The organism is Marmoricola endophyticus (assembly GCF_014644415.1).
GTDB lineage: Bacteria > Actinomycetota > Actinomycetes > Propionibacteriales > Nocardioidaceae > Marmoricola > Marmoricola endophyticus.
The window spans coordinates 894,169-918,562 of sequence record NZ_BMKQ01000001.1 but is presented as its reverse complement, the minus strand read 5'-3'; the positions used below and the strand labels follow the sequence as shown (position 1 = coordinate 918,562).

Genomic DNA, 24,394 nt, shown 5'->3' with positions numbered 1-24,394 from the left:
TGCCTCGTCGCCGGACGTACCCAACGCCCGTGCACCGAGCGCTGCACGGCGACGTGCTGCGTGTCCGCCCGCATCAGGTACGTCCGGCGACGATGCAGGCGTCGGCTACCCTCGTCACGTGCAGACCCTTCTCCTTCCCTAGCCGCGTCGATTCGACGCGGCCGCCCCTCCTCGCGAGGGGCTTTGTTGTGTCCAGGGGAGAGACCACTCGAGGAAGAGCGCGATGACCGAGCAGCAGCACAGCACCGAGGAGACCGACCGCTACGACGTCGAGGCGGTCCAGGCCAAATGGCTCCCGGTGTGGGAGCGTGAGGCGCCGTTCACCGCCGACGAGAACTCCGGCAAGGAGAAGCGGTACGCCCTGACGATGTTCCCGTACCCCTCCGGCGACCTGCACATGGGGCACGGCGAGGCGTTCGCGCTGCACGACGTGATCGCGCGCTACTGGCGGCTGCGCGGCTTCGAGGTGATGAACCCGATCGGCTGGGACTCCTTCGGCCTGCCGGCGGAGAACGCCGCGATCCGCAACGACACGCACCCGGCGGAGTACACGTACGCCAACATCGAGACTCAGGCCGAGTCGATGCGGCACTACGCGACCTCCTTCGACTGGACGCGGCGCCTGCACACCTCCGACCCGGAGTACTACCGCTGGACGCAGTGGCTGTTCCTGCGCTTCCGCGAGCGCGGGCTGGCGTACCGCAAGGACGCGCCGGTCAACTGGTGCCCCAACGACCAGACCGTGCTGGCGAACGAGCAGGTCGTCGACGGTCGCTGCGAGCGCTGCGGCGCCGAGGTGACGCGCCGTGAGCTGAACCAGTGGTACTTCAAGATCACCGACTACGCCCAGCGGCTGCTCGACGACATGGAGCCGCTGGAGACGACCTGGGGCCAGCGCGTGCTGACGGCTCAGCGGAACTGGATCGGGCGCTCCGAGGGTGCGCACGTGACCTTCTCGGTCGACGGTCGCGACCCGCTCACGGTCTACACCACGCGTCCCGACACGCTGTGGGGCGCGACCTTCATGGTCGTCGCCGCCGACGCGCCGCTGGCTGCATCACTGGTCACCGACGCGCAGCGGGAGGCGTACGAGACGTACGTCGAGCAGGTGCGCGCCGCCTCGGACATCGAGCGGCTGGCCAGCGACCGGCCCAAGACCGGCGTCGACCTCGGCGTCACCGCGACCAACCCGGTGACCGGGGAGCAGATGCCGGTGTGGGCGGCGGACTACGTGCTGGCCGACTACGGCACCGGCGCGATCATGGCCGTGCCCGCGCACGACCAGCGCGACCTCGACTTCGCCCGGGCGCACGACCTGCCGGTGCGCATGGTCGTCGCGGTCCCCGGCGAGGAGGACCCGGCCGTCTCCGGCGTCGCGACCACCGGCGACGGGACGTACGTCGCCTCCGGCCCGCTGGACGGCCTGAGCGACAAGGCCGCCGGGATCCGCACGGTCGTCGAGATGCTCGAGAAGGACGGCCGCGGCGAGGGGACGGTCAACTTCCGGCTGCGGGACTGGCTGCTGTCGCGGCAGCGCTACTGGGGTGTGCCGATCCCGGTGGTGCACTGCCCCGACTGCGGCGAGGTCGCCGTACCCGACGACCAGCTGCCGCTGGAGCTGCCGGACCTGCGCGGTGCCGACCTCAAGCCCAAGGGCGTCTCGCCGCTGGCCGCCGCGACGGACTGGGTGAACGTCTCCTGCCCGCAGTGCGGCGCGGCCGCGAAGCGCGACACCGACACGATGGACACCTTCGTGGACTCGTCGTGGTACTTCCTGCGCTACTGCTCGCCGGGACTCACGACGGCCGCCTTCGACCCCGAGCAGGTGCGCGCGTGGATGCCGGCGGACGTGTACGTCGGCGGCGTCGAGCACGCGGTGCTGCACCTGCTGTACGCCCGCTTCTTCACCAAGGTCCTGCACGACATGGGCCTGGTCGACTTCGTCGAGCCCTTCGCCGCCCAGCTCAACCAGGGCGTGGTGATCAACGAGGGCAAGAAGATGAGCAAGTCGCTGGGCAACGGCGTCAACCTGGGCGAGCAGCTCGCGGAGTTCGGCGTCGACGCCGTCCGCCTCACGTTGGTGTTCGCCGGCCCGCCCGAGGACAACATCGACTGGGCGGACATGTCACCCGCCGGGTCGCTGAAGTTCCTGCAGCGGGCCTGGCGGCTCTCCGGTGACGTCACGTCCGCGCCGGGCACGCCGTACGCCGAGGGTGACCTCGAGCTGCGTCGGGCGGTGGCGCGTACGGTCCACGACGCCGCCGACCTGATCGAGCACGGTCACCGGTTCAACGTGATGGTCGCCCGGACGATGGAGCTGGTGAACGCCACCCGCAAGACCATCGACGCCGGCGCCGGACCGGCCGACCCCGCCGTGCGCGAGGCGACCGAGGCCGTGGCCGTGCTGCTGTCGCTGGTCGCCCCGTACGTCGCGGAGGAGATGTGGGAGCGGCTCGGGCACGAGCCGTGCATCGCCAACGCCGCGTGGCCGGTCGTCGACGAGGCACTGCTGGTGGCGGAGTCCGTCACCGCTGTCGTCCAGGTGCAGGGCAAGGTCAAGGCCAGGCTGGAGGTGTCGCCGGACGTCACCGAGGAGGACCTGCGGGCCGCCGCGCTCGCCGACGCCGACGTCGTACGCGCCCTCGACGGTCGCGAGCCTCGCAAGGTGATCGTCCGCGCCCCGAAGCTGGTCAACCTCGTCGTCTGAGTCGAGGCGCCGGGGGCTCAGCGGGAGAGGTCGGCCTTCAGCGCGGCGAGCGTACGAGCGATGTTGCCGCGCTGGAACTCCGCGAACGGCTTCCCGGCGGCGACCTTGTCGAAGAGGTTCGCCGCCAGGTCGGGCCAGGGACGGTTGTCGGTCCACGTCTCGGTGACCCGCGTCCCGCCACCCGCGGGGGAGAGGTCGTAGGACCAGCTGGCGATCCGGCCGCCCATCACCGGCTTGCTGGGGCCGATCGCGAGCACGTCGAAGGCGAAGCGCTTGCCCGGGTCGCTGTCGCTGACCCGGCACTTGGTGACCCATCGTGCGCGCCCGCGCCTGTTGCGGCCGACGAACTCGTCGCCGACGGACAGGACGCCCCTGGACGGCGCCTCGGTGCCGCTGTTCTCGGGGCTCCAGCGCCCCATCTGCGACGGGTCGGCCAGCTGCGCCCAGATCTCGTCGGCGGGGGCGTCGATCTCGACGGAGTCGGAGACGGTCAGCGTGCGTTTCATCGGCGGTTCCTTGCGTCGAGGAGGGTACGGCTGGCGACGACGCCGACGAACATCGACACGACCGCCACCCAGGAGGCGACGTTCAGCTGCGCGACGCCGGACAGCCCGTGGCCGAGGTTGCAGCCACCGGCGATCCAGCCGCCGGCACCGAGCAGGAAGCCTCCCACCAGCAGCTGGACGTACCTGACGGGGGTCTCGCCGCGCACCCAGAGGTCGCCGGCTCGTCGCGCCGCGACGAACGCGCCGGGGACCAGCCCGACGAGGAACGCGATCAGCCACCAGTTCGGGCTGCCCGCGGCGAGGCTGGCGGTGGCGCCCACGGTGCTCGGGCCGTAGGTGGATCCGCCCACCCGCGCCAGCAGCCAGGCCGCCGGGACCGCGAGCCCGATGGCGACCCCCGTGGCGCGCCAGGACCAGCGGTCGTCCGGCTGGGAGCCGTCGTACGACGACCTCGGCGCCGCGGCCTCCGCCCGTCGCCCGAGCAGGACCGCGGCCACCAGCAGCACCGCCCCGATGACGACCGCCACCACGAGCCGCGGCAACCCGAGCGAGCCGCTGATCGTGCCGGCGTCCCCACCGGGGAGCACCGTGGGGCCGCGCAGGTCGGTGAAGGTGGCGGCGTACTCGCCGCCGACGAAGCCGACGATCCCGACCAGCGCACCGAGCATCCCCGTCCCGAGCTTGTAGAACAGCCCCGAGGCGCACGAGCGGGCGACGGCCATGCCGACACCGATCAGCAGCCCTCCCACGACGTTGCCGACGGGGCGGAACGGGAGGCCGGAGTTGAGGGCGTCGCCCGCCGGGGTCAGGTAGACCGCCGAGAGCAGCACCCCTGCGATCGCGACCCCGACCAGCCAGCCTCGCAGCAGCCGGGTCTCGTTGCGGCCCGCGGTCGCGAACATCGAGTGGAAGCACATCCCCGAGCGCTGCAGCACGAGTCCCAGCAGTGCCCCGGCGACCAGCCCGGTCCAGATCATCGCGCCCACGAAGGGCCAGTGTGCCTCAGGAGGCTTTGGAGTAGCTCAGGTCCTTCCCGCGCAACGTGAGCCGCAGTCCCTGCTCGGTCGCGCGCACGGACTGCACGGTGACGTCGAAGGGCAGGTCGTCGAGGCGTACGGCGTCGTCCACCGCGTCGCGCAGCGCGGAGCCGATCGAGTCGGGCAGGTCGTCGCCCAGATCGAGGTCACCGAACCTCAGCGAGCCCCGCTCGTAGGTCGGCTCGATCGTCGCCGACGGGGTGATCGACCCGCCGAGTGCGCTGAGCTTCTTGGAGATCTTGACGCGCCCGTCGCCGGCGTACGAGGTGGTCACCCCCAGCGCGCGCCCGAGCCCGGCGTACCCGATGGTCGCGGTGGCCGCCGCCCGCTGAGCGGTGAACCGGCTGAAGTCGCGGTTCGTCGTGACCCCGCGGAAGTCCACCCGGACCGAGCGCAGCGTCAGTGCAGTGTCCTCGACCGGGACCGAGTCGGCGCTCGCGCTGACGTGGTCGTAGCGACCCTCGGCGAACTGGTCGAGGAACGGGAAGCCGTCGATGGAGACGTCGGGCTCCTGGCTCAGACCCTGCTCACTCTGCAGGTTCGAGGCCACGACCTGCTCCGCGATGGCCTTGCCGCCCCGGTCGAGGACCAGGGCGAGGACGACCACGACGACGAGGAACCACACCAGTGCGCGCACCGCACCAGCCTGTCAGGCCCCCCTGAAGCCGTCCTGAAGGGATAGTCCCTGACGTTTCTGCGGTCGTTTCGGCGCCAGGACCGCAGAAACGTCAGGGACTACCCGTGGCGGGTCAGGCGGCGGGGCGCCGACGCAGCTCGCGACGACCCTGCTTGGTGGTCAGCGCGGTGACGGTGGCCAGCGGGGCCTTCGAGGCGCCGTTGGGCAGGGAGAGCCGGATGACCTTGTGCCAGGCCGACGCCACCTGCACCGGGAGCGGCGCCGAGTGGTAGTTCAGGCCGTAGCGGCGGAACAGGTCCTGCACCTGCGGCGCGATCTCGGCGTACCGGTTGGAGGGCAGGTCGGGGAACAGGTGGTGCTCGACCTGGTGCGAGAGGTTGCCGGTCATGAAGTGCATGGCCTTGGAGCCGGAGATGTTGGCCGAGCCGAGCATCTGGCGCAGGTACCACTCGCCGCGGGTCTCGCCGTCGATCGACTTCTTCTCGAACGTCTCCACGCCCTCGGGGAAGTGCCCGCACATGATCACCGAGTGGGTCCACAGGTTGCGGATCAGGTTGGCGGTGAAGTTCGCCGACAGCGTGGTCAGCGCGGACGGGCCGGAGACCAGCGGGTGGACGACGTAGTCCTTGGTCATCTGGTTGCGGATCTTCTTCAGCGTCACCTTGGCGGCGGCCTTGAACTGCGGGCTGCGGCGCCGCTTCTTGCTGGACAGGTTCTTGCCCAGCTCGAGGTCGTACGCGGCGATGCCGTACTCGAAGAAGCAGGCGTTGATGAAGTTCCACAGCGGCTGGGCGAGGTACATCGGGTGCCAGCGCTGCTCCTCGTCGACGCGCATGATGCCGTAGCCGAGGTCGTTGTCCTTGCCGATCACGTTCGTGTACGTGTGGTGCAGCTCGTTGTGCGAGTGCTTCCACTGCTCGGCGGGCGAGGCGTTGTCCCACTCCCAGGTGGTCGAGTGGATCTTCGGGTCACGCATCCAGTCCCACTGGCCGTGCATGACGTTGTGGCCGATCTCCATGTTCTCGATGATCTTGGCGACGGCGAGTCCGGTGGTGCCGACGAACCACGCCGGCGGGAAGATCGAGGCGAGCAGCACGGCCCGCGAGCCGAGCTCGAGTCCGCGCTGGGCCTTGATGACCTTGCGGATGTACGCCGCGTCGCGCTCGCCGCGGGTGTCCAGCACCGACTGGCGGATCGCGTCGAGCTCGCGGCCCAGCTCCTCGACCTGCGCGGCCGAGAGGTGCGCGACCGGGTCGGTCTGGTCCGCCTTGGACTTGGTCTGGATGGTGGTCATCAGATTCTCCTTCTCGGTGGGGAGAGCAGTGGGGTGGTGGTCAGACGACGAGGTCGACCGGGCCGGCGGCGGCGTTGATGCAGGTTTGGACGATGACGTTGTCGCCCGGCTCGGCGCTGGTGATCTCGCCGTTGCGCAGGTCGCGCACGGAGCCCTCGCGCAGCGGGAGGACGCAGCCGAAGCACACGCCCATCCGGCAGCCGGAGGGCATCAGCACGCCGGCCTCCTCGGCGACGTCGAGCAGCGGGGTGGCGCCGTCGGCCTCGATCGAGTCGATGCCGCTCTTGGAGCAGGTGAGCGTCCCGCCCTCGGCGACCACGCGGGTGCCGGTGCGGAACTGCTCGACGAACAGCGCGAGGCCGCGCTCGTCGTGGTGCACGGCCAGCGCGTCGAGGAGACCCGCCGGGCCGCAGGCGTACGTCGCGCGCGCCCCGACGTCGGGCACCAGCGACTCGAGGTCGGCGAGGTCGAGCACGCCGTGCTCGTCGTCGTACCTCGCGACCAGGTCGATCACCCCGGCCTCGGCCAGCTCGCGCAGGTTGGTGGCGAAGATCGAGTCCGGCGCGCTGGGCGCGACGTGCAGGACGGTGACGTCGAAGGCCTCGCTGCGCGGGAGGCGGACGACGCCCTCGTCGGTCGCGGGGAACAGGTTGCGCAGCATCCCGATCACGGGCGTGATCCCGGACCCGGCGGTGACGAAGAGGAACTTGCCTCCCTCGGGCGGCAGGACGAACTCGCCCGCCGCCTGCTCGAGGTGCACCAGCGTGCCCGGTCGGGCCTGGTGGACGAGGTGGTTGCTGACCTTGCCGTCGGGCACGGCCTTGACCGTGACCGAGATCCGGCCGTCGGCGCGAGGGCCGTGGGTCAGGGAGTACGCGCGCCACAGGCGTACGCCGTCGACGTCGATCCCGATCCGGAGGTACTGCCCCGGCACGTGGCCGGCCCAGTCCGCGCCCGGGCGGATCACGATGGTGGCGGCGTCGGCGGTCTCCGGGTGGATCTCCTCGATCCGGCCGCGCAGGTCTGCGCCCGAGCGCAGCGGCGCGAACATGTCAAGGTAGTCGGCGGGCAGCAGCGGCGTGGTCGCCGCCTCGGCGACGCGGGTCAGCCGGTCGCGCAGGCGGGCCCCGCGGTGGGGGAGTGCTGCCGAACTCATGGCTCCATCCTGGCTGTCCGCAGGTGTGAGCACATGGGTCCGCAACGTGATTCTGCAACGAATCGTTGTTCGCGACGAACAAAGCGCTGTCCGGCCCGCGCAGAGACGCCGGTGGCGGCCTCGAGCCATGGCGGTTGTCACACCGGTGACAAGACAGGGTCTCGAACAGGTAACTGCGCCAGATTGTCGGCGCTACACCCTTGCCGCCGGTCTGTCGCCTTGGTCACATGGCCTCCGCACCGAATCCGGGTTCGGTGCCTCTCTCGGCCGGGCCCGCGTCCGAGACACCTTCGGGGAGGACGGCTTGATGGCGCGAGGCGGCGCGAGCGTGGAGATCCGCGGTCTGACCAAGAGCTTCGGCGCCCAGAACATCTGGCGTGACGTCTCGCTCGACCTCCCGCCCGGGGAGATCACGGCGCTGCTCGGCCCGTCCGGCACCGGGAAGTCGGTCTTCCTCAAGTCCGTCATGGGGCTGCTGCGTCCCGAGGCCGGCTCCTGCGTGATCGACGGCGTCGACATGGTCACCGCCAGCGAGGCCGAGCGGCAGGAGGTGCGCCGCCGCTTCGGCGTGCTGTTCCAGGACGGCGCGATGTTCGGCTCGATGTCGGTGTACGACAACGTCGCCTTCCCGCTGCGCGAGCACACCCACCTGAGCGAGTCCGAGATCCGCAGCACCGTGTACGACAAGCTCGAGCTGGTCGGCCTCGTCGGCGAGGAGCACAAGCTCCCCGGCGAGGTCTCCGGCGGGATGCGCAAGCGCGCCGGTCTGGCCCGCTCGCTGGTCACCGACCCGGACATCGTGCTCTGCGACGAGCCCGACTCCGGCCTCGACCCGGTCCGTACGGCGTTCCTCGCGCAGCTGATCATGGACGTCAACGCCGCTACCGACGCCACGATCCTGATGGTCACGCACAACATCGAGCTGGCGCGCACGCTCCCCGACAACATCGGCATGCTCTACCGGCGCGAGCTGGTCGTCTTCGGCCCCCGCGAGCTGGTGCTGACCAGCCAGGACCCGGTCGTCGAGCAGTTCATGGAGGGCCGCCGCCAGGGGCCGATCGCGATGTCGGAGGAGGCCGACACGACGATCGCCGAGGCGAGCGCGTCCGAGGACCACGCCGGTGGGGGTACGGCACTGCTCACCCGCGCTCGGCGCGCGTCCGAGCCGGTCGCCGCCCCCGCGATCCCCGACCAGCTGACGCCGAGCGACGGCTCGGTGCGCGAGGGCGCGCTGCGCCACCGCGACCGTCTCGTCGGCACCGACCCCGCGGACCTGCTGACCGTCGGCGGGCGCGAGGAGAAGGCGCCTCTGCCCCCGCCACCGAGGACCACGGCCATCGGTCGCGGGATCGACCTGCTCGGCGACGTGCTCGCGCTCGGGCTGGAGGTGCTGCGCCTGAGCCTGCGGCGTCCGTACGCCTGGCGCGAGACGATCGAGCAGTTCTGGTTCCTCGCCCGCGTCTCGATCCTCCCCGCCGCCCTGGTGGCGATCCCGTTCGGTGCGGTGATCGCGCTGCAGCTCGGCTCGCTGACGGTCCAGATCGGCGCCCAGTCGTTCACCGGCGCGGCCAGCGTGCTGGCCGTGGTCCAGCAGGCCAGCCCCATCGTCACCGCGCTGGTCATCGCAGGGGCGGGGGGTGCCGCCATCTGCGCGGACCTCGGGTCGCGGACCATCCGCGAGGAGATCGACGCGATGAAGGTGCTCGGGGTCAACCCGGTGCAGCGGCTGATCGTGCCGCGCGCCCACGGCGCCGTGCTCGTGGCGCTGCTGCTCAACGGTCTGGTCTCGGTGGTCGGCGTGCTCGGCGGCTACTTCTTCAACGTCGTCGTGCAGGGCGGTACGCCCGGGGCGTACCTCGCCAGCTTCACCGCGCTGGCGCAGATCCAGGACCTGTTCGTCGGTGAGATCAAGGCGGCGATCTTCGGCTTCATCGCGGCGCTGGTCGCCGCGCACCGCGGGCTCAACCCCAAGGGCGGGCCGAAGGGCGTGGGGGACTCGGTGAACCAGTCGGTCGTGATCACCTTCCTGCTGCTGTTCTTCGTGAACTTCGCGATCACCACGCTCTACCTCCAGATCGTCCCGGCGAAGGGGGCCTGAGATGGCGGCACGCGACGTCATCGGCAGCGGCCTGCGCTGGCCGTACGACACCCTCGTCGGGCTCGGCGAGGAGCTGCGCTTCCACGCCCGCTCGCTGGCCTGGATCCCCGGCGCGATCGTCCGCTACCCCAAGGCGGTCGTCGCGCTCCTGGCCGAGGTCTCCTTCGGCTCCGGTGCCCTGGCGGTCATCGGCGGGACCATCGGCGTGATGGTGGGGCTGAGCCTGTTCACCGGGTCGGTGGTGGGCCTGCAGGGCTACGCGGCGCTCGACCAGATCGGCACCTCGACGCTGAACGGCTTCATCTCGGCGTACTTCAACACCCGCGAGATCGCCCCGCTGGTGGCCGCCCTGGCGCTCTCGGCGACCGTCGGGTCCGGCTTCACCGCACAGCTCGGCGCGATGCGGATCTCGGAGGAGATCGACGCGCTCGAGGTGATGGCGGTGCCGAGCGTCCCGTACCTCGTCTCGACCCGGATCATCGCCGGGTTCATCGCTGTGATCCCGCTCTACGTGATCGGGCTGCTGACGTCGTACCTCGGCGCGCGGGTGGTGACGGTGAACTTCTACGGCCAGTCCGCAGGCACGTACGACCACTACTTCGGGCTCTTCCTGCCACCGCAGGACATCCTGCTGTCGTTCGTGAAGGTGATCGTCTTCGCGGTGCTGATCATCCTCATCCACTGCTTCTACGGCTTCCGCGCCGAGGGCGGGCCCGGTGGGGTCGGCCGCGCGGTGGGCCTGGCCGTGCGCCGCTCCATCGTCACCGTCGCGGTCCTCGACCTGATCCTGTCCTTCGCCCTGTGGGGGGCCACCACCACCGTGCGGATCGCCGGATGAGCGGCCAGCACTCCGGCCAGGCGCCGCTGACGGCGGCGGTGCGCAAGGCGCGGGTGCGGCGGACGGTCAGCGCCGGCCTCGGCGTGGTGTACGTCGCCGCGGCGCTCGTCGTCGTCCTCGTCGCCGTGCTCGTCTACGACAAGGCGTTCACGGACACCGTCGACGTGACGCTCAAGGCCGACAGCGTGGGCAACGCGCTGCAGAAGGGCTCCGACGTGAAGGTGCGCGGCGTCCCGGTGGGCCGGGTCACCGAGATCGACCCGAGCGAGGGCGGCGCGACCATCCACCTGCAGCTGCAGCCGGACAAGGCCAAGGAGATCCCGGCGAGCACGACCGCGCGACTGCTGCCCAAGACCCTGTTCGGCGAGCGGTACGTCTCGTTGGCCGACAGCTCCGACGGGGCCAGCGCCGGCGACCCGCTGCGGAGCGGCGACACCGTCATGCAGGACACCTCCAGCCAGGCCCAGGAGCTCGAGCAGCTCTTCGACCAGCTGCTCCCGCTGCTCACCGCCGTGCAGCCGGAGAAGATCTCGGCCACCCTGAGCGAGATCGCGACCGCCCTGCGCGGGCAGGGCGGCGACCTCGGCGACACGCTGAGCCAGGCGGGGGGCTACCTCACCAAGCTCAACCCCGACGTCCCCCAGCTGGCGCGCGACCTCGACCGCCTCGGCACCGTCGCGCAGCAGTACGACGACGCCGTCCCGGACCTGCTGGCCGGCCTGGACGACCTGAGCGTCACCTCGCGCACGATCGCCGACCAGCGACAGGAGCTGAGCGCGGTCTACGCCACGGTCGCCAGCGCGAGCGACACCACACGCGGGTTCCTGGTCCCCAACGAGGACACCATCGTCGTCGTCTCCCAGCAGGGGCGGCGGGCGCTGGATGCGGTCGCGCCGTACGCCTCGACGTTCCCGTGCACGCTCAAGGCGCTGCGCGAGTTCATCCCGCGGATGGACACCGTCCTCGGCAAGGGGACCAAGGAGCCCGGCCTGCACGCGACACTCACCGTCACCGACGCGCCGGCGCCGTACCGCCCCGGCAAGGACGCGGTGCGCTACTCGCGCAAGAAGGCGGCGTGCCCGTACTTCCCGGGTGCGAGGGACGGTGCCGCCGGTTCGCTGGCGACCGCGGCCACGCCGACGGTCGAGGGCGAGCCGAGTGTCGCGAAGGCTTCGGCCGCACGCAGTCTCGCCAGCGCCCAGGCCGCCGCGGGGGAGGGCCTGGGCAAGGCGAACTCGCCGGCCGAGAACCAGCTGATCGCCGAGCTGGTCGCGCCGGGCGAGGGCAAGGACCCGGCGACGTACCCGCGCTGGAGCAGCCTGCTGCTCGGCCCGACGATGCGCGGGAGGACGGTGGCGGTCTCGTGAAGTCGCTGACACCGACGATCGTCAAGAGCCTCGTCTTCATCGTGGTGACCGTGCTCGCGACGGTCGCGCTGGGCGCCACCATCCGCAGCTCCTCGGGCGGGGGTACGTCGTACACCGCGCTGTTCACCGACGCCACCAGCCTCAACAAGGGCGACGACGTGCGGATGGCCGGGGTCCGGGTCGGCCAGGTCGACGACATCTCGGTCTCGGACCACCGGGTGGCCAAGGTCCGCTTCGAGGTCGACCCCGACGTGCCGCTGATGCGGGGCACCGTCGCTGCGCTGCGCTTCCGCAACCTCGTCGGTCAGCGCTACATCGCGCTGAACCAGGGCGACTCGAGCGTCTCGATGCCGGCCGGTGCGGTCTTCGACACCGACCACACGCAGCCGGCGCTCAACCTCACGATGCTGTTCAACGGCTTCCAGCCACTGTTCCGGCTGCTCGACCCCGACGACGTGAACAAGCTCAGCTACCAGATCGTCCAGGTCTTCCAGGGCGAGGGCTCGACGGTGGAGAGCCTGCTGTCCAGCACCGCGCGGCTGACGAAGACGATCGCGGCCAAGGACCGGGTGATCGGTCAGCTGATCGACAACCTCAACTCGGTCCTCGCGGTCGTCAACGGCCGCGCCGACGAGCTGTCGACGACGATCGTCACCCTGCAGCGGCTGGTCAGCGGTCTGGCGGAGGACCGCAAGACCATCGGCAGCACCCTCGACGGGCTCGGCGACCTGACGGTCAGCGTCTCCGGGCTGCTGGAGGAGGGGCGTGCACCACTCAAGCGCTCGATCGTCTCCCTCGGCGCGCTGTCGAAGAACCTGTCCGACAACGAGCCGGTGATCGACGACTTCCTCGCGAAGCTGCCGATCAAGCTCGACGCGCTCGGGCGTACGGCCAGCTACGGCTCGTGGCTCAACGGCTACGTCTGCTCGATCCAGACCCAGCCGGGCACGACCTTCCCGCAGCCCGAGGGCTACCGCGGCGACTACGGCGCGAAGCCGGTGGCGGAGAGGTGCAACGGATGAGGCTCCTGCCCGACCGCTCCTTCCAGGAGCGCAACCTCAAGGTCATCGCGACGATCGGCACGGTCGCGCTGGTGGTGCTCTTCGCGCTGGCCTTCAACCTCTCCCGACTGCCGGTGGTCGGCGCCGGTACGACGTACCACGCGGCGTTCTCCGAGGCCGCCGGTCTCAAGGAGGGCGACGAGGTCCGCCTGGCCGGCGTGAAGGTCGGCGAGGTCCAGGGGATGCACCTGGACGGCAAGCAGATCATGGTCGACTTCGCCGTCAAGGACACCTGGGTCGGCAGCTCGTCGTCGGCCTCGATCGCGATCAAGACGCTGCTGGGTCAGAAGTACCTCGCCCTGGACTCGACCGGCTCGACGGAGATGGAGAAGGGCGGCACGATCCCGCTGTCGCGCACCACCGCTCCGTACGACGTCACCCAGACCCTCTCGAGGCTCTCCAGCCAGGTCAGCGAGATCGACACCGGGCAGCTCGAGCAGAGCTTCGACGCCCTGTCGAGCACCTTCGAGAACACCCCGGATGACCTGCGCGGCACCCTCGACGGGCTCACGGCGCTGTCGAAGACGATCTCGACACGGGACCAGCAGATCGCCGAGCTGCTGGCCAACACCGCGAAGATCTCCCAGGTCCTGCGCGAGCGGCGTGCCCAGATCGGCTCGCTGATCCAGGACGGCAACCGGCTGCTGGCCGAGCTGCAGCAGCGCCGGCAGACCATCAGCGACCTGCTGCGGGGGACCGCCGAGCTCGGCACCCAGCTGCAAGGACTGGTCGCGGACAACCAGGACACCCTGCGACCCGCGCTCGCGAAGCTGGACCGGGTCTCGGAGATCCTCAGCCGCAACCAGACCAACCTCGACTCGGCGGTGAAGCTGCTCGGGCCGTACTACCGGGTGCTGACCTCGGCGATCGGCAACGGGCCCTGGATCGACGTCTACGCCTGCGGCCTGTTCCAGACCCAGGGGCCGGACGCCGGCTACCCGCAGCTGGACAACGACGTCGCCCGCAACTGCAACCCCGGCGGCAAGGGAGGAGCCCAGTGAGCGGCATCCTGAGAGGACTGGCGCGCAGCCGCGTGCTGCTGGTCGCGCTCGTCGTGCTGGCGGTGGCGCTCGTGGCCGTCGGCTGGAGGCTCGTCACGCGCCAGGACCCGACCCGGGTGACCGCGATGTTCTCCAACTCGGTCGGGCTCTACCCCGGCTCCGACGTGCGCGTGCTCGGCCTGCCGGTCGGGACGGTCACGAAGATCACCCCGGTCGGCAAGGAGGTCCGGGTCTCGATGGACGTGGACCCGGACCAGAAGGTCGCCGCCGACACCGGTGCGGCGATCGTCGCGCCGACGCTGGTCAGCGACCGGTACGTCCAGTTCACCGAACCCTGGGACACCGGGTCGGCCTCGATGCGCAGCGGGGCGTTCATCCCCGAGTCGAGGACGGCGACGCCGGTCGAGGTCGACGAGCTCTACAAGAGCCTCGACGACCTGTCGAAGGCGCTCGGCCCGAACGGCGCCAACAAGGACGGCTCGCTGTCGAGGCTGGTGAAGGTCGGCGCCGACAACCTCGACGGCAACGGCCAGAAGATCAACACGGTGCTGCGCGAGTTCGGCAAGCTGACCGGCACCCTGTCGGGCTCCGACGACGACCTGTTCGACACCGTGTCGAATCTCAAGGACTTCAACGACACGCTGGCCGCCAACGACCGCGGGGTGGCGAAGGTCAACGACCAGCTCGCTGACGTCACCGGCTACCTCGCCGAGGACCGCACCGACCTGCAGGACGCGGTGAAGAACCTCGGCGCGGCGCTCGCGGTGATCGACGACTTCATCCGCGAGAACCGCGACAACCTCACCGCCAGCGTGACCAAGCTGATCGGCCCGACCCGCACGCTGGTGCGCCAGCAGGACTCGCTGGAGGAGTCCGTACGCGACCTGCCGCTGGCGCTGCAGAACTTCCTCAAGACCTACGACGCGAAGAACGGTCAGCTGCAGACCCGGCTGAACCTCAACGAGCTGTCGGTGTGGGCGGGAGCCGCGCAGCAGCCGGCGCCGACCGCGACGCCGAACAGCAAGGCGAAGGCGGCCGGCAAGCGGGTCGCGACCACGCAGGACGCACCGGTGCCACCGGTGCTGCTGCCCGGCCTGGGGGAGGACCGGTGACCCGCCGCAGCACCCTCGCCGCCCGGGTCGCCGCCGTGGCCGCGCTCGCGGTGGGACTCAGCTCGTGCGGGCTGTCGAAGGGCGCGTACGACATCCCGCTGCCCGGCGGCGCGGACGTCGGCTCCGACCCGTACACCCTCTCGGCGAACTTCTCCGACGTGATGGACCTCGTCCCGCAGTCCTCGGTCAAGGTCGACAACGTCGCCGTCGGCCGGGTCTCCGGCATCACCCTCAACAAGGGGGGCAGGAGCGCCCGGGTGAGGATGACGCTCAACGACGACGTGAAGCTGCCGGTCGGCACGACCGCCCGGCTGCAGCAGACGTCGCTGCTGGGGGAGAAGTATGTCGCCCTCGTCCGACCGGGCGAGCAGGGGCCGGACCGGCTCGGCGACCAGGACGTCCCGCCCGCCGACTCCTCCGACGCGGTGCCGGCGAGCAGCGAGGGCGGCGGCTACCTCCACGACGGGGACGTCTTGGCGCTGGACCAGACCTCGCAGGCGGTGGGGGTCGAGCAGGTGCTCGGCGCGCTGTCGGCGCTGCTCTCGGGCGGCGGGCTCGGGCAGTTCCAGGAGATCTCCCGCGAGCTGCAGAAGGTGTCGACCGACCGCCCCGAGGAGATCCGCGCCTTCCTCGACCAGACCCAGGGCTTCGTCGCCCAGCTCGACCAGCGACGCGGCTCGATCACCCGCGCCATCGACGGCTTGGCCCAGCTGTCGAAGACCCTCGACGACCAGCGCCCGCAGATCGCCGACGCGCTGGACAACCTCAGTCCCGGCCTGGCGACGCTCGCTGACCAGCGCACCCAGCTGGTGACGATGCTGAAGGCGCTGGACCGGCTCTCGACGGTCTCGGTGCGCACGCTGAACGAGGCGCAGGACGACATCGTCGCCGACTTCAAGCGGCTCGACCCGATCCTCACCCAGCTCGCGAAGTCGGGCAGCGACCTGCCGCGCGCGCTGCAGATCCTGTTCACGTATCCGTTCCCCGACTCGGTGCTCGGCGCGATCAACGGCGACTACATCAACGTCTTCGCCAGCCTCGCGCTGACCACGCCGGGTGGGCCGTGGCAGCAGCCGGACTCGATGTGGCCTGCCGGCACCGCGGCCGGCCAGGTCTCCCGGCAGGCGCAGCTCGCGATCCCGACGCCCTCGGAGTCGGACTCGACCGCGCCGCCGATGATCCTGCCCAGCACCGACTCCGCCATCCCGGGCAGCCCGTCGCCGACCGTGCCGAAGGGGTCGGGGAGCCCGAGCGGGTCCGCCACTCCGTCGCCGAGCGACAGCTCGTCGCCGTCACCGAGCGGCCCGAGCAGCCCGCAGGAGTCCGGGAGCAGCTCGCCGAAGCCGCAGTCGAGCGCCTCTACGAAGGGGGACGACCAGTGATCACCCGACGGATCCGGGTCCAGGTCGTCGCCTTCGTGGTGGTGGCGCTGCTCGGCATCGCCTACCTCGGCGCGAAGTACGTCGGCATCGGCGACTGGTTCGGCGACGACGGCTACACCGTCTCGGCGGAGCTGCCCTCCACCGGCGGCATCTTCGACCACGGCGAGGTGACGTACCGCGGCGTACCCGTCGGCCGGATCGGCGAGCTGAGCCTGCGCGGCGACGGGGTGGCGGCGGAGCTGAAGATCGACTCCGACGCGCCGAGGATCCCCAAGGACGTCACCGTCGCGGTGGCCGACCGCTCGGCGATCGGCGAGCAGTACGTCGACCTGCGCCCGAAGTCCGACAAGGGGCCCTACCTCGAGGCCGGCGACACGGTGAAGGGCTCCGAGGCCACGATGCCGCCGGACATCGCCGAGCTGCTGAAGGACTCGACGGACTTCGCCGGCTCGGTGCCGCTGGACGACCTGAGGACGCTGGTCGACGAGTCGTACGTCGCCTTCCAGGGCTCTGCGCCCAACCTGCGGCGGCTGCTGTCGACCTCGCAGGAGTTCCTGTCCACCGCGGACCGCAACTACCTCGTCACCCAGGGGCTGATCGAGAACTCCGACACGGTGCTCGCCACCCAGGAGGAGTCTGCGGGCAGCATCCGCGACTTCAGCCGCAGCCTGAGGCAGTTCTCCGGCGCGCTGAAGGACTCCGACGGCGACCTGCGCCGGCTGATCTCGACGGCGCCGCCGGCGGCGCGGGAGGTGGATGCGCTGTTCCGCGAGCTCGGCACCCCGCTGGGCGTGCTGCTGTCCAACCTGATCACCCCGGCACAGGTCTTCGGCAACAACGCCAAGGGCGTGGGCGACCTGTTCTCCGGCGTCCCCAAGGCGGTCAGCGTCGGCTACGCCACCACGAACTCCCGCGGCATCGACCTGGGCGCCGTGACGACGTTCTTCAACCCGGTGCCCTGCGTGCAGGGGTACGCCGGCACCGACCTGCGCCAGGGCCTGCAGACCGGCAAGGGCCGCGCCTTCAACACCCAGGCCGGCTGCACGGCCGACCCCTCGTCCGGCACCGACGTCCGCGGCCCCCGCGCCGCCCCCGGTTCGAGGATCACCACCCAGCCCGGAGCCAAGGTCACCGTGCCCGACTCCCTGCAAGGCCTGATGGGAGGCACCGAGTGAGACTGCGCCGCAGCACTGCTGTCATGGACGACGTGAGCGACGAGAAGAACGACCCCTCCGAAGGTGGTCGAGCAGAGGGCGATGATTCCGCGGGTGGTCGAGCAGCGAGCGCCAGCGAGCGCGTCGATCCCCCCGCACCCGACTCGCAAGGTGGTCGAGCAGCGAGCGCCAGCGAGCGCGTCGAGACCCGCGTACCCGAAGCAGGTGCGCAGGGACCGGAGGTCTCGACGTCCTCCCTCGCAGAGCTCGGTTCGGGCTCGACCACCTCGGACGGTGGTCGAGCAGCGAGCGATGATGCCGCGGGTGGTCGAGCAGCGAGCGCCAGCGAGCGCGTCGAGACCCCCGCACCCGACGGCGGCGCGCAACCCCCGGAGGTCGAGCCTGTCGAGACCCGCGACCCCAAACCGGGCTCCCGCCTCAGCCTCGCCACCGGCATCCTCGCCCTCGTCGGCCTCGGCGCGGCGATCCTGGGCGGCCTGAGCTGGTACCGCGCCGCCCACGACGACGGCATCGACACCGCTCGCACCCGCGACGCGGCGCTGGTGGCGGCCAGCAGCGAGATCGCGACGCTGAACACCCTCGACTACCGCGACGTCGACGCCGGCTTGAAGTCCTGGCTGGCCGCCACCACCGGCACGCTCCGCGACCAGCTCGCCTCGGCCGGCGCGGACCAGAAGAAGCTGCTCGCCGACCAGAAGAAGGTCACCACCGGCAAGGTCGTCTCGGCAGCCCTGACCGACCTCGACGCCGACCAGGGGACCGCGACCGCGATCGCCGCGGTCGAGATCACCGTCCGCGGCACGACAGGGGAGCCGACCATCAAGCGCAACCGCTTCACCGCCAACCTCACCCGCGTCGACGGCCGCTGGAAGCTGGAGACGCTGACCCAGGTCCCGGTGGACGCCTCATGAGCATCCTCAAGGGCCGGTTAGGGCTCAGCCTCCTCGCGGTGCTCGGCGTCGTCCTCCTCGCCGTCGGGATCATCGGCTTCGTCCGCGGCCACCAGATCCGCTCCGTCCCGGCCGCGCAGAACGACGCGCTGGTCGACTCGGCGTCCACCGCCAAGGTCGAGGCGGAGGTCTCCCAGGCGCTGACCCAGGTGCTCAGCTACGACTACACCGACCCCGCACCCACCGAGGCCAGCGCGAAGCAGCTGCTCCAGGGCGACGCCCGCACGCAGTACGACGAGCTCTTCACCGAGCTGCAGAAGCGCGCGGCCGGCCAGAAGCTCACCCTGACCGCCAAGGTGCGCACGGCCGGCGTGGAGAGTCTCAGCGACGACAGCGCGAAGCTGCTGGTCTTCCTCGACCAGACCTCCACCCGCGCCACCGACAATCAGTCCAACGTCGCCGCCGCCCAGGTCGCCATCACGGCCCGCGACGTCGACGGCACCTGGAAGATCACGGGACTGAGGCCGCTGTGAGGGGACTGGGTGCGAGCGCTCCGGGAGCCGAGCGGCGACTCCGTCGACCAGGACATCGAGCCCGCAGGGCGGCCGTTGCAGCCCTCGGAGTGGTTGGCGCTTTGATCGTGCCGGCGGCCTCCGCGGCCGACTACAATCCCCTGGACACCGGTGCGGAGGGGTCGAAGGACGTCATCCCGCTCGGCGTCCCGGACTACCAATGTCCCCTCAACTACGTGCGCCCGCCGGAGGGGTTCGCTGCGCCGCAAGGACTTCGCGAGACGACCGAGTGCACGGTGGTGGGGTCCAAGGGCGAGGACCCGTCGAGGTTCATCAAAGCACCGTTGACCCAGGCCAGTGGGGTGGGAACGCTCGGTGTTCAGGGTGCTCGGCATGCGGCGCAGTGGATCAAGATCCCCGCCGCGTCATCGGTGGCCGTCGTCCCGATCCACTCGTTCAACTATGCCAACCTGCCCGCTCCCTCGGGTGAGCCTTCAGATGTGTCGACGGTCCTGCACTTCTACCCTCGGGTCTGGTTCCTGTCTGCGGACCGCAAGCGCGTCGGCGAGATGCCGCCGTTCCGGGTGCGGACCCTTGCCTTCGGCGCTGTGCCGGTGCAAGTGACGGTGCACATCACCCAGCCCGTACGCGCGGACGGGACTGTGCGACCCATCGAAGTCCAACAGGCCAGTGTCACCTCCAACTCTCGTGGGATCGGTTTCCCGCCCAACGACGAGAGCGGGAGACGGATCAACCAGATCTACCGGAATGCCTACGGCAAGGGCGAGGTGGCCGTCCGGCTCTCACACCTGACCATCGACGGGAAGCCGGTCGACGTGGGTGCCTCGTGCCGTACGACCCGCAGCGGATCACTGAACCTCGCTGGCAAGGGGTACTACAACTACAAAGGCGGATCGAGCACGCAACCGGAGGGCACCTATGCCGGAGCCAGCGGCGGACTGCTGACCGGCATCGTGGATATTCCTCCCTTCTCCGGGTGCAAGGGGTCCTCCGGCGACGATGTCTCACGCATCCTTACCAACGCCGTGTCCGGCGAGAGCAACCCGATCAGCATCTTCCAGTCGCCGAGCTCAGCGACGTGCTTCCCGCAGGACGTCCCAGGCGCGTGCACGAGCCGACTGCTTCCGCTGGACGTGCCGTCGAGTCGCCCGGAGAAGTCGAGTCCGCCGGCGGGTCCGGTCCCCGTACCGGCGTCGTGAAATCCGTCGCACGCGACGCGCGCGACCGCCTACGTGCCGACGCCTCCATGTCGTCCCGGCTGAGGCAGGCCGTGTCGGGCCGGCTCGGCCCGTGGCTCGTCGACGTCAACGTTGACGTGTGAGGTGGTCATCGGGGCCGGTCCGCCCACGATCACCGAGTCCTCTTCGGCCGGTACGGCCCGCAGCGGCCCGGCGGTTCATCTGCGGTAACCCCGGTTCTGTCCCCACCGTAAGTCACGTACGTCACAATCCTTGGCCGGTCGGCGGCCGGATAAGGCGGTCAGGTCTGGCAACCCCGATGAGCAGTGTCTAGCGTCACATCCATCGAAGCGTTCCACCAGTCCGAGCGGTGGAGCGGGCCCCGCGAGACACGCGGTGGCCTCTCAGAACAGGAGTGATCCATCGTGCGCATGCTGTCCCCTGCCTCGCCGCCCTCGGTGCCGCGGGCGTCCTCGCCCTCTCCGGCCCCGCCTTCGCGGTGGGCTCCTACACCGTCACCGCGGGCAGCCAGACGAGTGGAACCACGACATTTGTTGGATCGGCCGAGCCGGTCGAGTTCTCGACTCCCGGTGTGAATCTGTCATGCGGGGGCAGCCAACTCGGCGGAGTCCTCAACCTGGGCACCAGTGACGGCACCGACGTCGCCACCGTGCAGAGCAGCTCGTTCACCGACTGCGTCGGCCCGCTCGGGATTCCGCTCGAATTCACTCATACCGGAGACTGGACGATCAGCACCACAGGAACGAAGCAGGACGGGACGTACATGAAGCGCGTCAGCAACATCTCCCTCCACGTGTCCAACCCCGACGGGCAGTGCGATCTGGACGTGAACGGTTCGGTGGACGGGGTCATCGACCAAACCGCTCAGCAGTTTCGCGCCACCACGCCTGTCGCCGGGGCTCGTCTGGTGATCAGCAACGTCTCCGGCTGCTTCGGCATCGTGAACGACGGTGACACCGTCGAGACGGACGTGGCGTACGACATCACCACCGCGGCGGGTCCGTTCGCCATCTCGGAGTCCTGACGCCTCGACCCGGCTCGACGGCTTCAGCGCCGGCGCTGTCGTGACAGTTCTGTGACAGTCAAATGTCATCGGCGTCACAATATTTCGCAGCGGTCGCACCAACTTCGATCGCTGGTATGGCGCGACCCGTTGGGCGGTGCCTAGCGTCACAGCCATCTCGACGCTTCACCCATCCGAGCGGTGGAGCGGGGCCCCGCGAAACACGTGGTGGCCTCTCGGAACAGGAGTGATCCATCGTGCGCAAGCTGCCCACCGCCCTCGCCACCCTCGGCGCCGCAGGTGTCCTCGCCTTCTCCGGCCCCGCCTTCGCGGCCGGCTCGTACACCGTCACCGCGGGCGGCCAGTCCACCGGGACGACCGCCTTCACCGGCACCGCCGGTTCGATCTCCTTCACGACGCCAGGGGCCGACCTGAGCTGCGGCGGGGGTACCGCCGGTGGCACGCTGAACCTCGGGACCAGCGACGGCACCGGCATCGCCGACATCTCCTCCGCGTCGTTCTCCGACTGCGTCGGCCCGTTGGGTATCCCGCTCGACGTCACCCAGACCGGGGACTGGACGCTGAACGCCACAGGCACGCCGGGTGCGGTCACGGACGGCAGCATCACCGGCGTCTCGGCGCACGTGTCGAACCCCGACGGCCAGTGCGACTTCGACGTCACCGGTGCGGTCGACGGCAACTTCGACTCCGCCAACCAGCAGCTCAACGTCACCAGTGGCAACGTGCTGACCCTGTCCAACGTGAACGGCTGCTTCGGGATCCTCAACGACGGCGACACGGCGGACTTCTCCGCGACGTACGACGTCGTCGCCGACGCGGGCGCGATCGCCATCTCCTGACCGTACGACCGTCTGGCCGGGTCGGCTGACCCGAGCCAGCGCACTTCCGGTGGTGCGGGCGATCCCGGGTCGCCCGCACCACTGCTGTCCCACCACCACTCGTCCCAGCCCGTCCACAGGAGAATCCATGGCCCTCCCCGCTCGTCGTACCCGCCAGGCCGCCGTCGCGGCAGCCGCGCTCGCCGCCGCCGCCGTCCCCGCCACCGCGCTGTCCGCGCACGCCGCCACCCCGGCCGCGGCACCGCCGCTCAACGTCGACTACGACGCCGTCGGCACCTCGCACGTCGCCAAGACCGACTCCGACGTCGCGATCGGCCCCACCACGCTGAGCACCACGGTGCAGGCCGCCGGTGGCGCGCTGACCGGGCACCTGCCGATCCCGCAGACCAGCACGTCGTTCAAGGCGGTCGGCTTCCTCCCGATCAGCGCCAAGGTCGACTTCGTCGAGGCAGCCCCGATCACCGGGACCCTCGGGCGCGACGGCACCCGCACCGTCGTGAAGTCGACCGCGTCGTACTACCTGAAGCTGACCGACGTGAAGGCCGCCGGCCTTCCCGCCTTCGTCGGCGACACCTGCCAGACCAAGGAGCCGATCTCGGTGCCGGCCGACACCCCCGACGGCGAGAGCTTCAACATCGTCTCCGGTGGCCACCTGACCGGCACGTTCGACATCGGCTCGTTCGAGCACTGCGGCCTCACCACGCCGCTGATCAACCTGCTGGTCCCCGGGTCGGGCAACACCCTCGACCTGACCGTCAGCAACGGGCGGATCAAGCAGTAGCTCTGGCACGCGACGGCGGCACCTCCCCACGGTGGGTGCCGCCGTCGTCTGCGTTCGACGGCACGCCCTGCCGTGACGGGCCCGTGACCGCGTTTAGTCACGACGGTGACAAACGGGAGGGGCCCGGAGCGAAATGGGGCGTCCAGGTATGGCGCCCATCGCGCAGCAGTGTCTAGCGTCACACCTGGTCGCCGACCCCCCGAAAGGAGGACGGCGACACCGGTCCACATCCGTCTCCACTCTCGGGAGCAGCAATGAGCGACAACCGCCTGATCGACTCCTCCGCCCCACGGGCAGGGAGCACACGAGGTCGGAGCACCGGCACCGGTCGCACCACCGACTAGCACCACCGTCACCATGACCACGTCTCGGGCCGCAGCGACACCCCACGCCACGTCGTGGGGTGCGATCGCGCCCGTCCGCACAGGTGAACGGCCGACATCGCAACGCACCGGGGGGAGCGTCATGGGGGAGGGCGAGGAGGGGGCCGCGACGAGTGCGTTCCGGCGTGCTCAGGAGGAGCTGGCCGACCTGCCGGGGCGGATGGCGTACCTGATGCGCCCGATCCTGCCCGGCCTGGTCAGCCAGATCACCAGGAGCATCCAGCAGCGCGTCGCGGCGTACGCCGGCTCCGCCTCCGGGCGGCGTCGCCTGGTGATCGAGCAGGCGGTCGGCGGCGCGACCCAGCTCTTCGTCGACATCCTCGAAGGGCGCGCCGGCTCCGGGCCGCGGGTCGAGGAGCTCTTCCGCCGAATGGGCCGCGGCGAGGCGATGGAGGGCAACGACCTGCAGTCGATGCGGCGCGCCCTCGACATCGCCACGCGCGACGCCTGGGCACAGCTGCACCGGTTCGCGCTGGGCAACGGGCTCTCGGCGGACCAGCTCGGAGCCTTCGGCGACGCGCTGTTCGCCTTCATGGACGGGCTCGGGGACGAGGTCGCAGCGGGGTACGCCGCCGGCACCGCCGCCCTCGAGCGAGACCTCCAGCGCGGCTGCGACAAGCTGCTCGACGCCCTGCTCTCCCGCGCCGACCGCGCCGAGATCGAGCGGCTCGCGGACGCGATCCGGTGGGTGCCGCCTGCCGAGGTGATCGTCTGCCTCGCCGAGACCACGACGTCCCACGTCCTGCCCGAGCGGGTGCCGCGCGAGAACGGCGTCCTGGCGCGCCTCGGCCGTCCGGTGTCCCTGCTCGTCGTGGACGCGATGAACGGCCCCGAGGCGCTGCACCAGGCGCGGTCGTGGTTCTGTCACGGCAGGGTCGTGAACTCCTGGCCGGTGCCGCTGGAGGAGGTCCCCGACGCCCTGCGCTGGGCGCGTCGCGCGCTCGAACTGGCCGAGCTCGGCGTGCTCGAGGTCGGGCCGGTCGTCGACTGCGACGAGCACCTGCCGATGCTGTGGATCCACTCCGAGCCGGTGCTGCGCCGACGGCTGACCCAGCAGGCGCTCGGCCCGCTGCTGGAGGAGACCCCGCACAACCGGCAGGTGCTGGCCGAGACCCTGATGGCCTGGCTGGAGACCCACGCCAGCGCGCCCGCGCTCGGCGAGCGGCTCGACGTGCACGCCCAGACGGTGCGCTACCGGATGCGCAAGCTGCGCGCGATGTTCGGCGAGCGGCTCGACGACCCCGACAGCGCGCTGGCGATCGGCCTGGCGCTCAAGGCCAGCCTGCCGCTGTGGCGGTGCGGGGTGCTCGCCGAGGACGTGGCCACCCACTACGCCGTCGCGGAGCGGTTGGCCGGAGAGATCACCGGCTGACG

21 protein-coding genes are annotated in these 24,394 nt (G+C 70.6%); 16 read left to right on the top strand and 5 right to left on the bottom strand.

Going from position 1 to position 24,394, the window contains the following annotated elements:
• Nucleotides 1-223: 223 nt before the first annotated feature.
• Complete coding sequence (gene leuS, locus IEX42_RS04470) at nt 224-2,707, top strand: leucine--tRNA ligase (RefSeq protein WP_188778589.1); 2,484 nt, start codon at nt 224-226, stop codon at nt 2,705-2,707.
• Nucleotides 2,708-2,724: 17 nt separating this feature from the next.
• Here leuS and IEX42_RS04465 read toward each other — a convergent pair whose 3' ends face one another.
• The 5 genes from IEX42_RS04465 to IEX42_RS04445 form a co-directional block, all read right to left on the bottom strand.
• Entirely contained in the window at nt 2,725-3,213 is a 489-nt protein-coding gene (locus IEX42_RS04465; RefSeq protein WP_188778587.1) for an SRPBCC family protein, read from the bottom strand.
• Nucleotides 3,210-4,190, bottom strand: a complete 981-nt coding sequence (locus IEX42_RS04460) for a YeeE/YedE family protein (RefSeq protein ID WP_229660951.1) — start codon at nt 4,188-4,190, stop codon at nt 3,210-3,212. The genes IEX42_RS04465 and IEX42_RS04460 overlap by 4 nt, the downstream gene beginning before the upstream one ends.
• Before the next feature lie 25 nt (nt 4,191-4,215).
• A complete protein-coding gene (locus IEX42_RS04455) occupies nt 4,216-4,887 on the bottom strand; it encodes an LmeA family phospholipid-binding protein (protein ID WP_188778584.1) in 672 nt (223 codons plus the stop codon).
• A 112-nt stretch (nt 4,888-4,999) separates the two neighbouring features.
• Complete coding sequence (locus IEX42_RS04450) at nt 5,000-6,181, bottom strand: fatty acid desaturase family protein (RefSeq protein ID WP_188778582.1); 1,182 nt, start codon at nt 6,179-6,181, stop codon at nt 5,000-5,002.
• A 40-nt stretch (nt 6,182-6,221) separates the two neighbouring features.
• Complete coding sequence (locus IEX42_RS04445) at nt 6,222-7,337, bottom strand: ferredoxin reductase (RefSeq protein WP_188778581.1); 1,116 nt, start codon at nt 7,335-7,337, stop codon at nt 6,222-6,224.
• A 307-nt stretch (nt 7,338-7,644) separates the two neighbouring features.
• Here IEX42_RS04445 and IEX42_RS18355 point away from each other — a divergent pair, with 307 nt between their 5' ends.
• The 15 genes from IEX42_RS18355 (at nt 7,645) to IEX42_RS04365 (ending at nt 24,392) form a co-directional block, all read left to right on the top strand.
• Nucleotides 7,645-9,435 (top strand): ABC transporter permease, encoded by a 1,791-nt coding sequence (locus tag IEX42_RS18355; RefSeq protein ID WP_444543236.1) that lies wholly within the window; start codon nt 7,645-7,647, stop codon nt 9,433-9,435.
• A gap of 1 nt (nt 9,436) precedes the next feature.
• Complete coding sequence (locus IEX42_RS04430; RefSeq protein ID WP_188778579.1) at nt 9,437-10,273, top strand: MlaE family ABC transporter permease; 837 nt, start codon at nt 9,437-9,439, stop codon at nt 10,271-10,273.
• A complete protein-coding gene (locus IEX42_RS04425) occupies nt 10,270-11,640 on the top strand; it encodes an MCE family protein (RefSeq protein WP_188778578.1) in 1,371 nt (456 codons plus the stop codon). Before IEX42_RS04430 ends, IEX42_RS04425 begins: the two co-directional genes overlap by 4 nt.
• Nucleotides 11,637-12,662 (top strand): MCE family protein, encoded by a 1,026-nt coding sequence (locus IEX42_RS04420; RefSeq protein WP_188778576.1) that lies wholly within the window; start codon nt 11,637-11,639, stop codon nt 12,660-12,662. The genes IEX42_RS04425 and IEX42_RS04420 overlap by 4 nt, the downstream gene beginning before the upstream one ends.
• Entirely contained in the window at nt 12,659-13,702 is a 1,044-nt protein-coding gene (locus IEX42_RS04415; RefSeq protein ID WP_188778574.1) for an MCE family protein, read from the top strand. The genes IEX42_RS04420 and IEX42_RS04415 overlap by 4 nt, the downstream gene beginning before the upstream one ends.
• Nucleotides 13,699-14,814 carry an MCE family protein gene (locus IEX42_RS04410; protein WP_229660588.1) on the top strand — a complete coding sequence of 372 codons (1,116 nt, stop codon included), beginning with the start codon at nt 13,699-13,701 and terminating at the stop codon, nt 14,812-14,814. Before IEX42_RS04415 ends, IEX42_RS04410 begins: the two co-directional genes overlap by 4 nt.
• Nucleotides 14,811-16,196 (top strand): MCE family protein, encoded by a 1,386-nt coding sequence (locus tag IEX42_RS04405; RefSeq protein ID WP_188778572.1) that lies wholly within the window; start codon nt 14,811-14,813, stop codon nt 16,194-16,196. Before IEX42_RS04410 ends, IEX42_RS04405 begins: the two co-directional genes overlap by 4 nt.
• On the top strand, nt 16,193-17,371 hold the full coding sequence (locus IEX42_RS04400) for an MCE family protein (protein ID WP_188778570.1): 1,179 nt from the start codon (nt 16,193-16,195) through the stop codon (nt 17,369-17,371). Before IEX42_RS04405 ends, IEX42_RS04400 begins: the two co-directional genes overlap by 4 nt.
• Before the next feature lie 23 nt (nt 17,372-17,394).
• Nucleotides 17,395-18,282 (top strand): Rv1363c family protein, encoded by an 888-nt coding sequence (locus tag IEX42_RS04395; protein ID WP_188778568.1) that lies wholly within the window; start codon nt 17,395-17,397, stop codon nt 18,280-18,282.
• Complete coding sequence (locus IEX42_RS04390) at nt 18,279-18,794, top strand: hypothetical protein (RefSeq protein WP_188778566.1); 516 nt, start codon at nt 18,279-18,281, stop codon at nt 18,792-18,794. Before IEX42_RS04395 ends, IEX42_RS04390 begins: the two co-directional genes overlap by 4 nt.
• Before the next feature lie 101 nt (nt 18,795-18,895).
• On the top strand, nt 18,896-19,993 hold the full coding sequence (locus IEX42_RS04385) for a hypothetical protein (RefSeq protein ID WP_188778564.1): 1,098 nt from the start codon (nt 18,896-18,898) through the stop codon (nt 19,991-19,993).
• Between the two features lie 394 nt (nt 19,994-20,387).
• Nucleotides 20,388-21,017 (top strand): hypothetical protein, encoded by a 630-nt coding sequence (locus IEX42_RS04380; protein ID WP_188778563.1) that lies wholly within the window; start codon nt 20,388-20,390, stop codon nt 21,015-21,017.
• Between the two features lie 236 nt (nt 21,018-21,253).
• The gene (locus IEX42_RS04375; protein ID WP_188778561.1) at nt 21,254-21,856 is read left to right on the top strand and encodes a hypothetical protein; all 603 of its coding nucleotides are present in this window, start codon (nt 21,254-21,256) and stop codon (nt 21,854-21,856) included.
• Between the two features lie 127 nt (nt 21,857-21,983).
• Nucleotides 21,984-22,637 carry a hypothetical protein gene (locus IEX42_RS04370; RefSeq protein ID WP_188778558.1) on the top strand — a complete coding sequence of 218 codons (654 nt, stop codon included), beginning with the start codon at nt 21,984-21,986 and terminating at the stop codon, nt 22,635-22,637.
• Between the two features lie 465 nt (nt 22,638-23,102).
• On the top strand, nt 23,103-24,392 hold the full coding sequence (locus IEX42_RS04365; RefSeq protein WP_188778557.1) for a PucR family transcriptional regulator: 1,290 nt from the start codon (nt 23,103-23,105) through the stop codon (nt 24,390-24,392).
• The last annotated feature ends 2 nt before the right edge of the window (nt 24,393-24,394 follow it).

Bases quoted from the DNA above. Each gene is read 5' to 3' on its own strand.
- IEX42_RS18355 (WP_444543236.1), top strand. From the start codon at position 7,645: ATGGCGCGAGGCGGCGCGAGCGTGGAGATCCGCGGTCTGACCAAGAGC.
- leuS (WP_188778589.1), top strand. From the start codon at position 224: ATGACCGAGCAGCAGCACAGCACCGAGGAGACCGACCGCTACGACGTC.
- IEX42_RS04460 (WP_229660951.1), bottom strand. From the start codon at position 4,190: ATGATCTGGACCGGGCTGGTCGCCGGGGCACTGCTGGGACTCGTGCTG.
- IEX42_RS04390 (WP_188778566.1), top strand. From the start codon at position 18,279: ATGAGCATCCTCAAGGGCCGGTTAGGGCTCAGCCTCCTCGCGGTGCTC.
- IEX42_RS04395 (WP_188778568.1), top strand. From the start codon at position 17,395: ATGGACGACGTGAGCGACGAGAAGAACGACCCCTCCGAAGGTGGTCGA.
- IEX42_RS04370 (WP_188778558.1), top strand. From the start codon at position 21,984: ATGGCCCTCCCCGCTCGTCGTACCCGCCAGGCCGCCGTCGCGGCAGCC.
- IEX42_RS04425 (WP_188778578.1), top strand. From the start codon at position 10,270: ATGAGCGGCCAGCACTCCGGCCAGGCGCCGCTGACGGCGGCGGTGCGC.
- IEX42_RS04450 (WP_188778582.1), bottom strand. From the start codon at position 6,181: ATGACCACCATCCAGACCAAGTCCAAGGCGGACCAGACCGACCCGGTC.
- IEX42_RS04430 (WP_188778579.1), top strand. From the start codon at position 9,437: ATGGCGGCACGCGACGTCATCGGCAGCGGCCTGCGCTGGCCGTACGAC.
- IEX42_RS04365 (WP_188778557.1), top strand. From the start codon at position 23,103: ATGGGGGAGGGCGAGGAGGGGGCCGCGACGAGTGCGTTCCGGCGTGCT.
- IEX42_RS04445 (WP_188778581.1), bottom strand. From the start codon at position 7,337: ATGAGTTCGGCAGCACTCCCCCACCGCGGGGCCCGCCTGCGCGACCGG.
- IEX42_RS04465 (WP_188778587.1), bottom strand. From the start codon at position 3,213: ATGAAACGCACGCTGACCGTCTCCGACTCCGTCGAGATCGACGCCCCC.
- IEX42_RS04415 (WP_188778574.1), top strand. From the start codon at position 12,659: ATGAGGCTCCTGCCCGACCGCTCCTTCCAGGAGCGCAACCTCAAGGTC.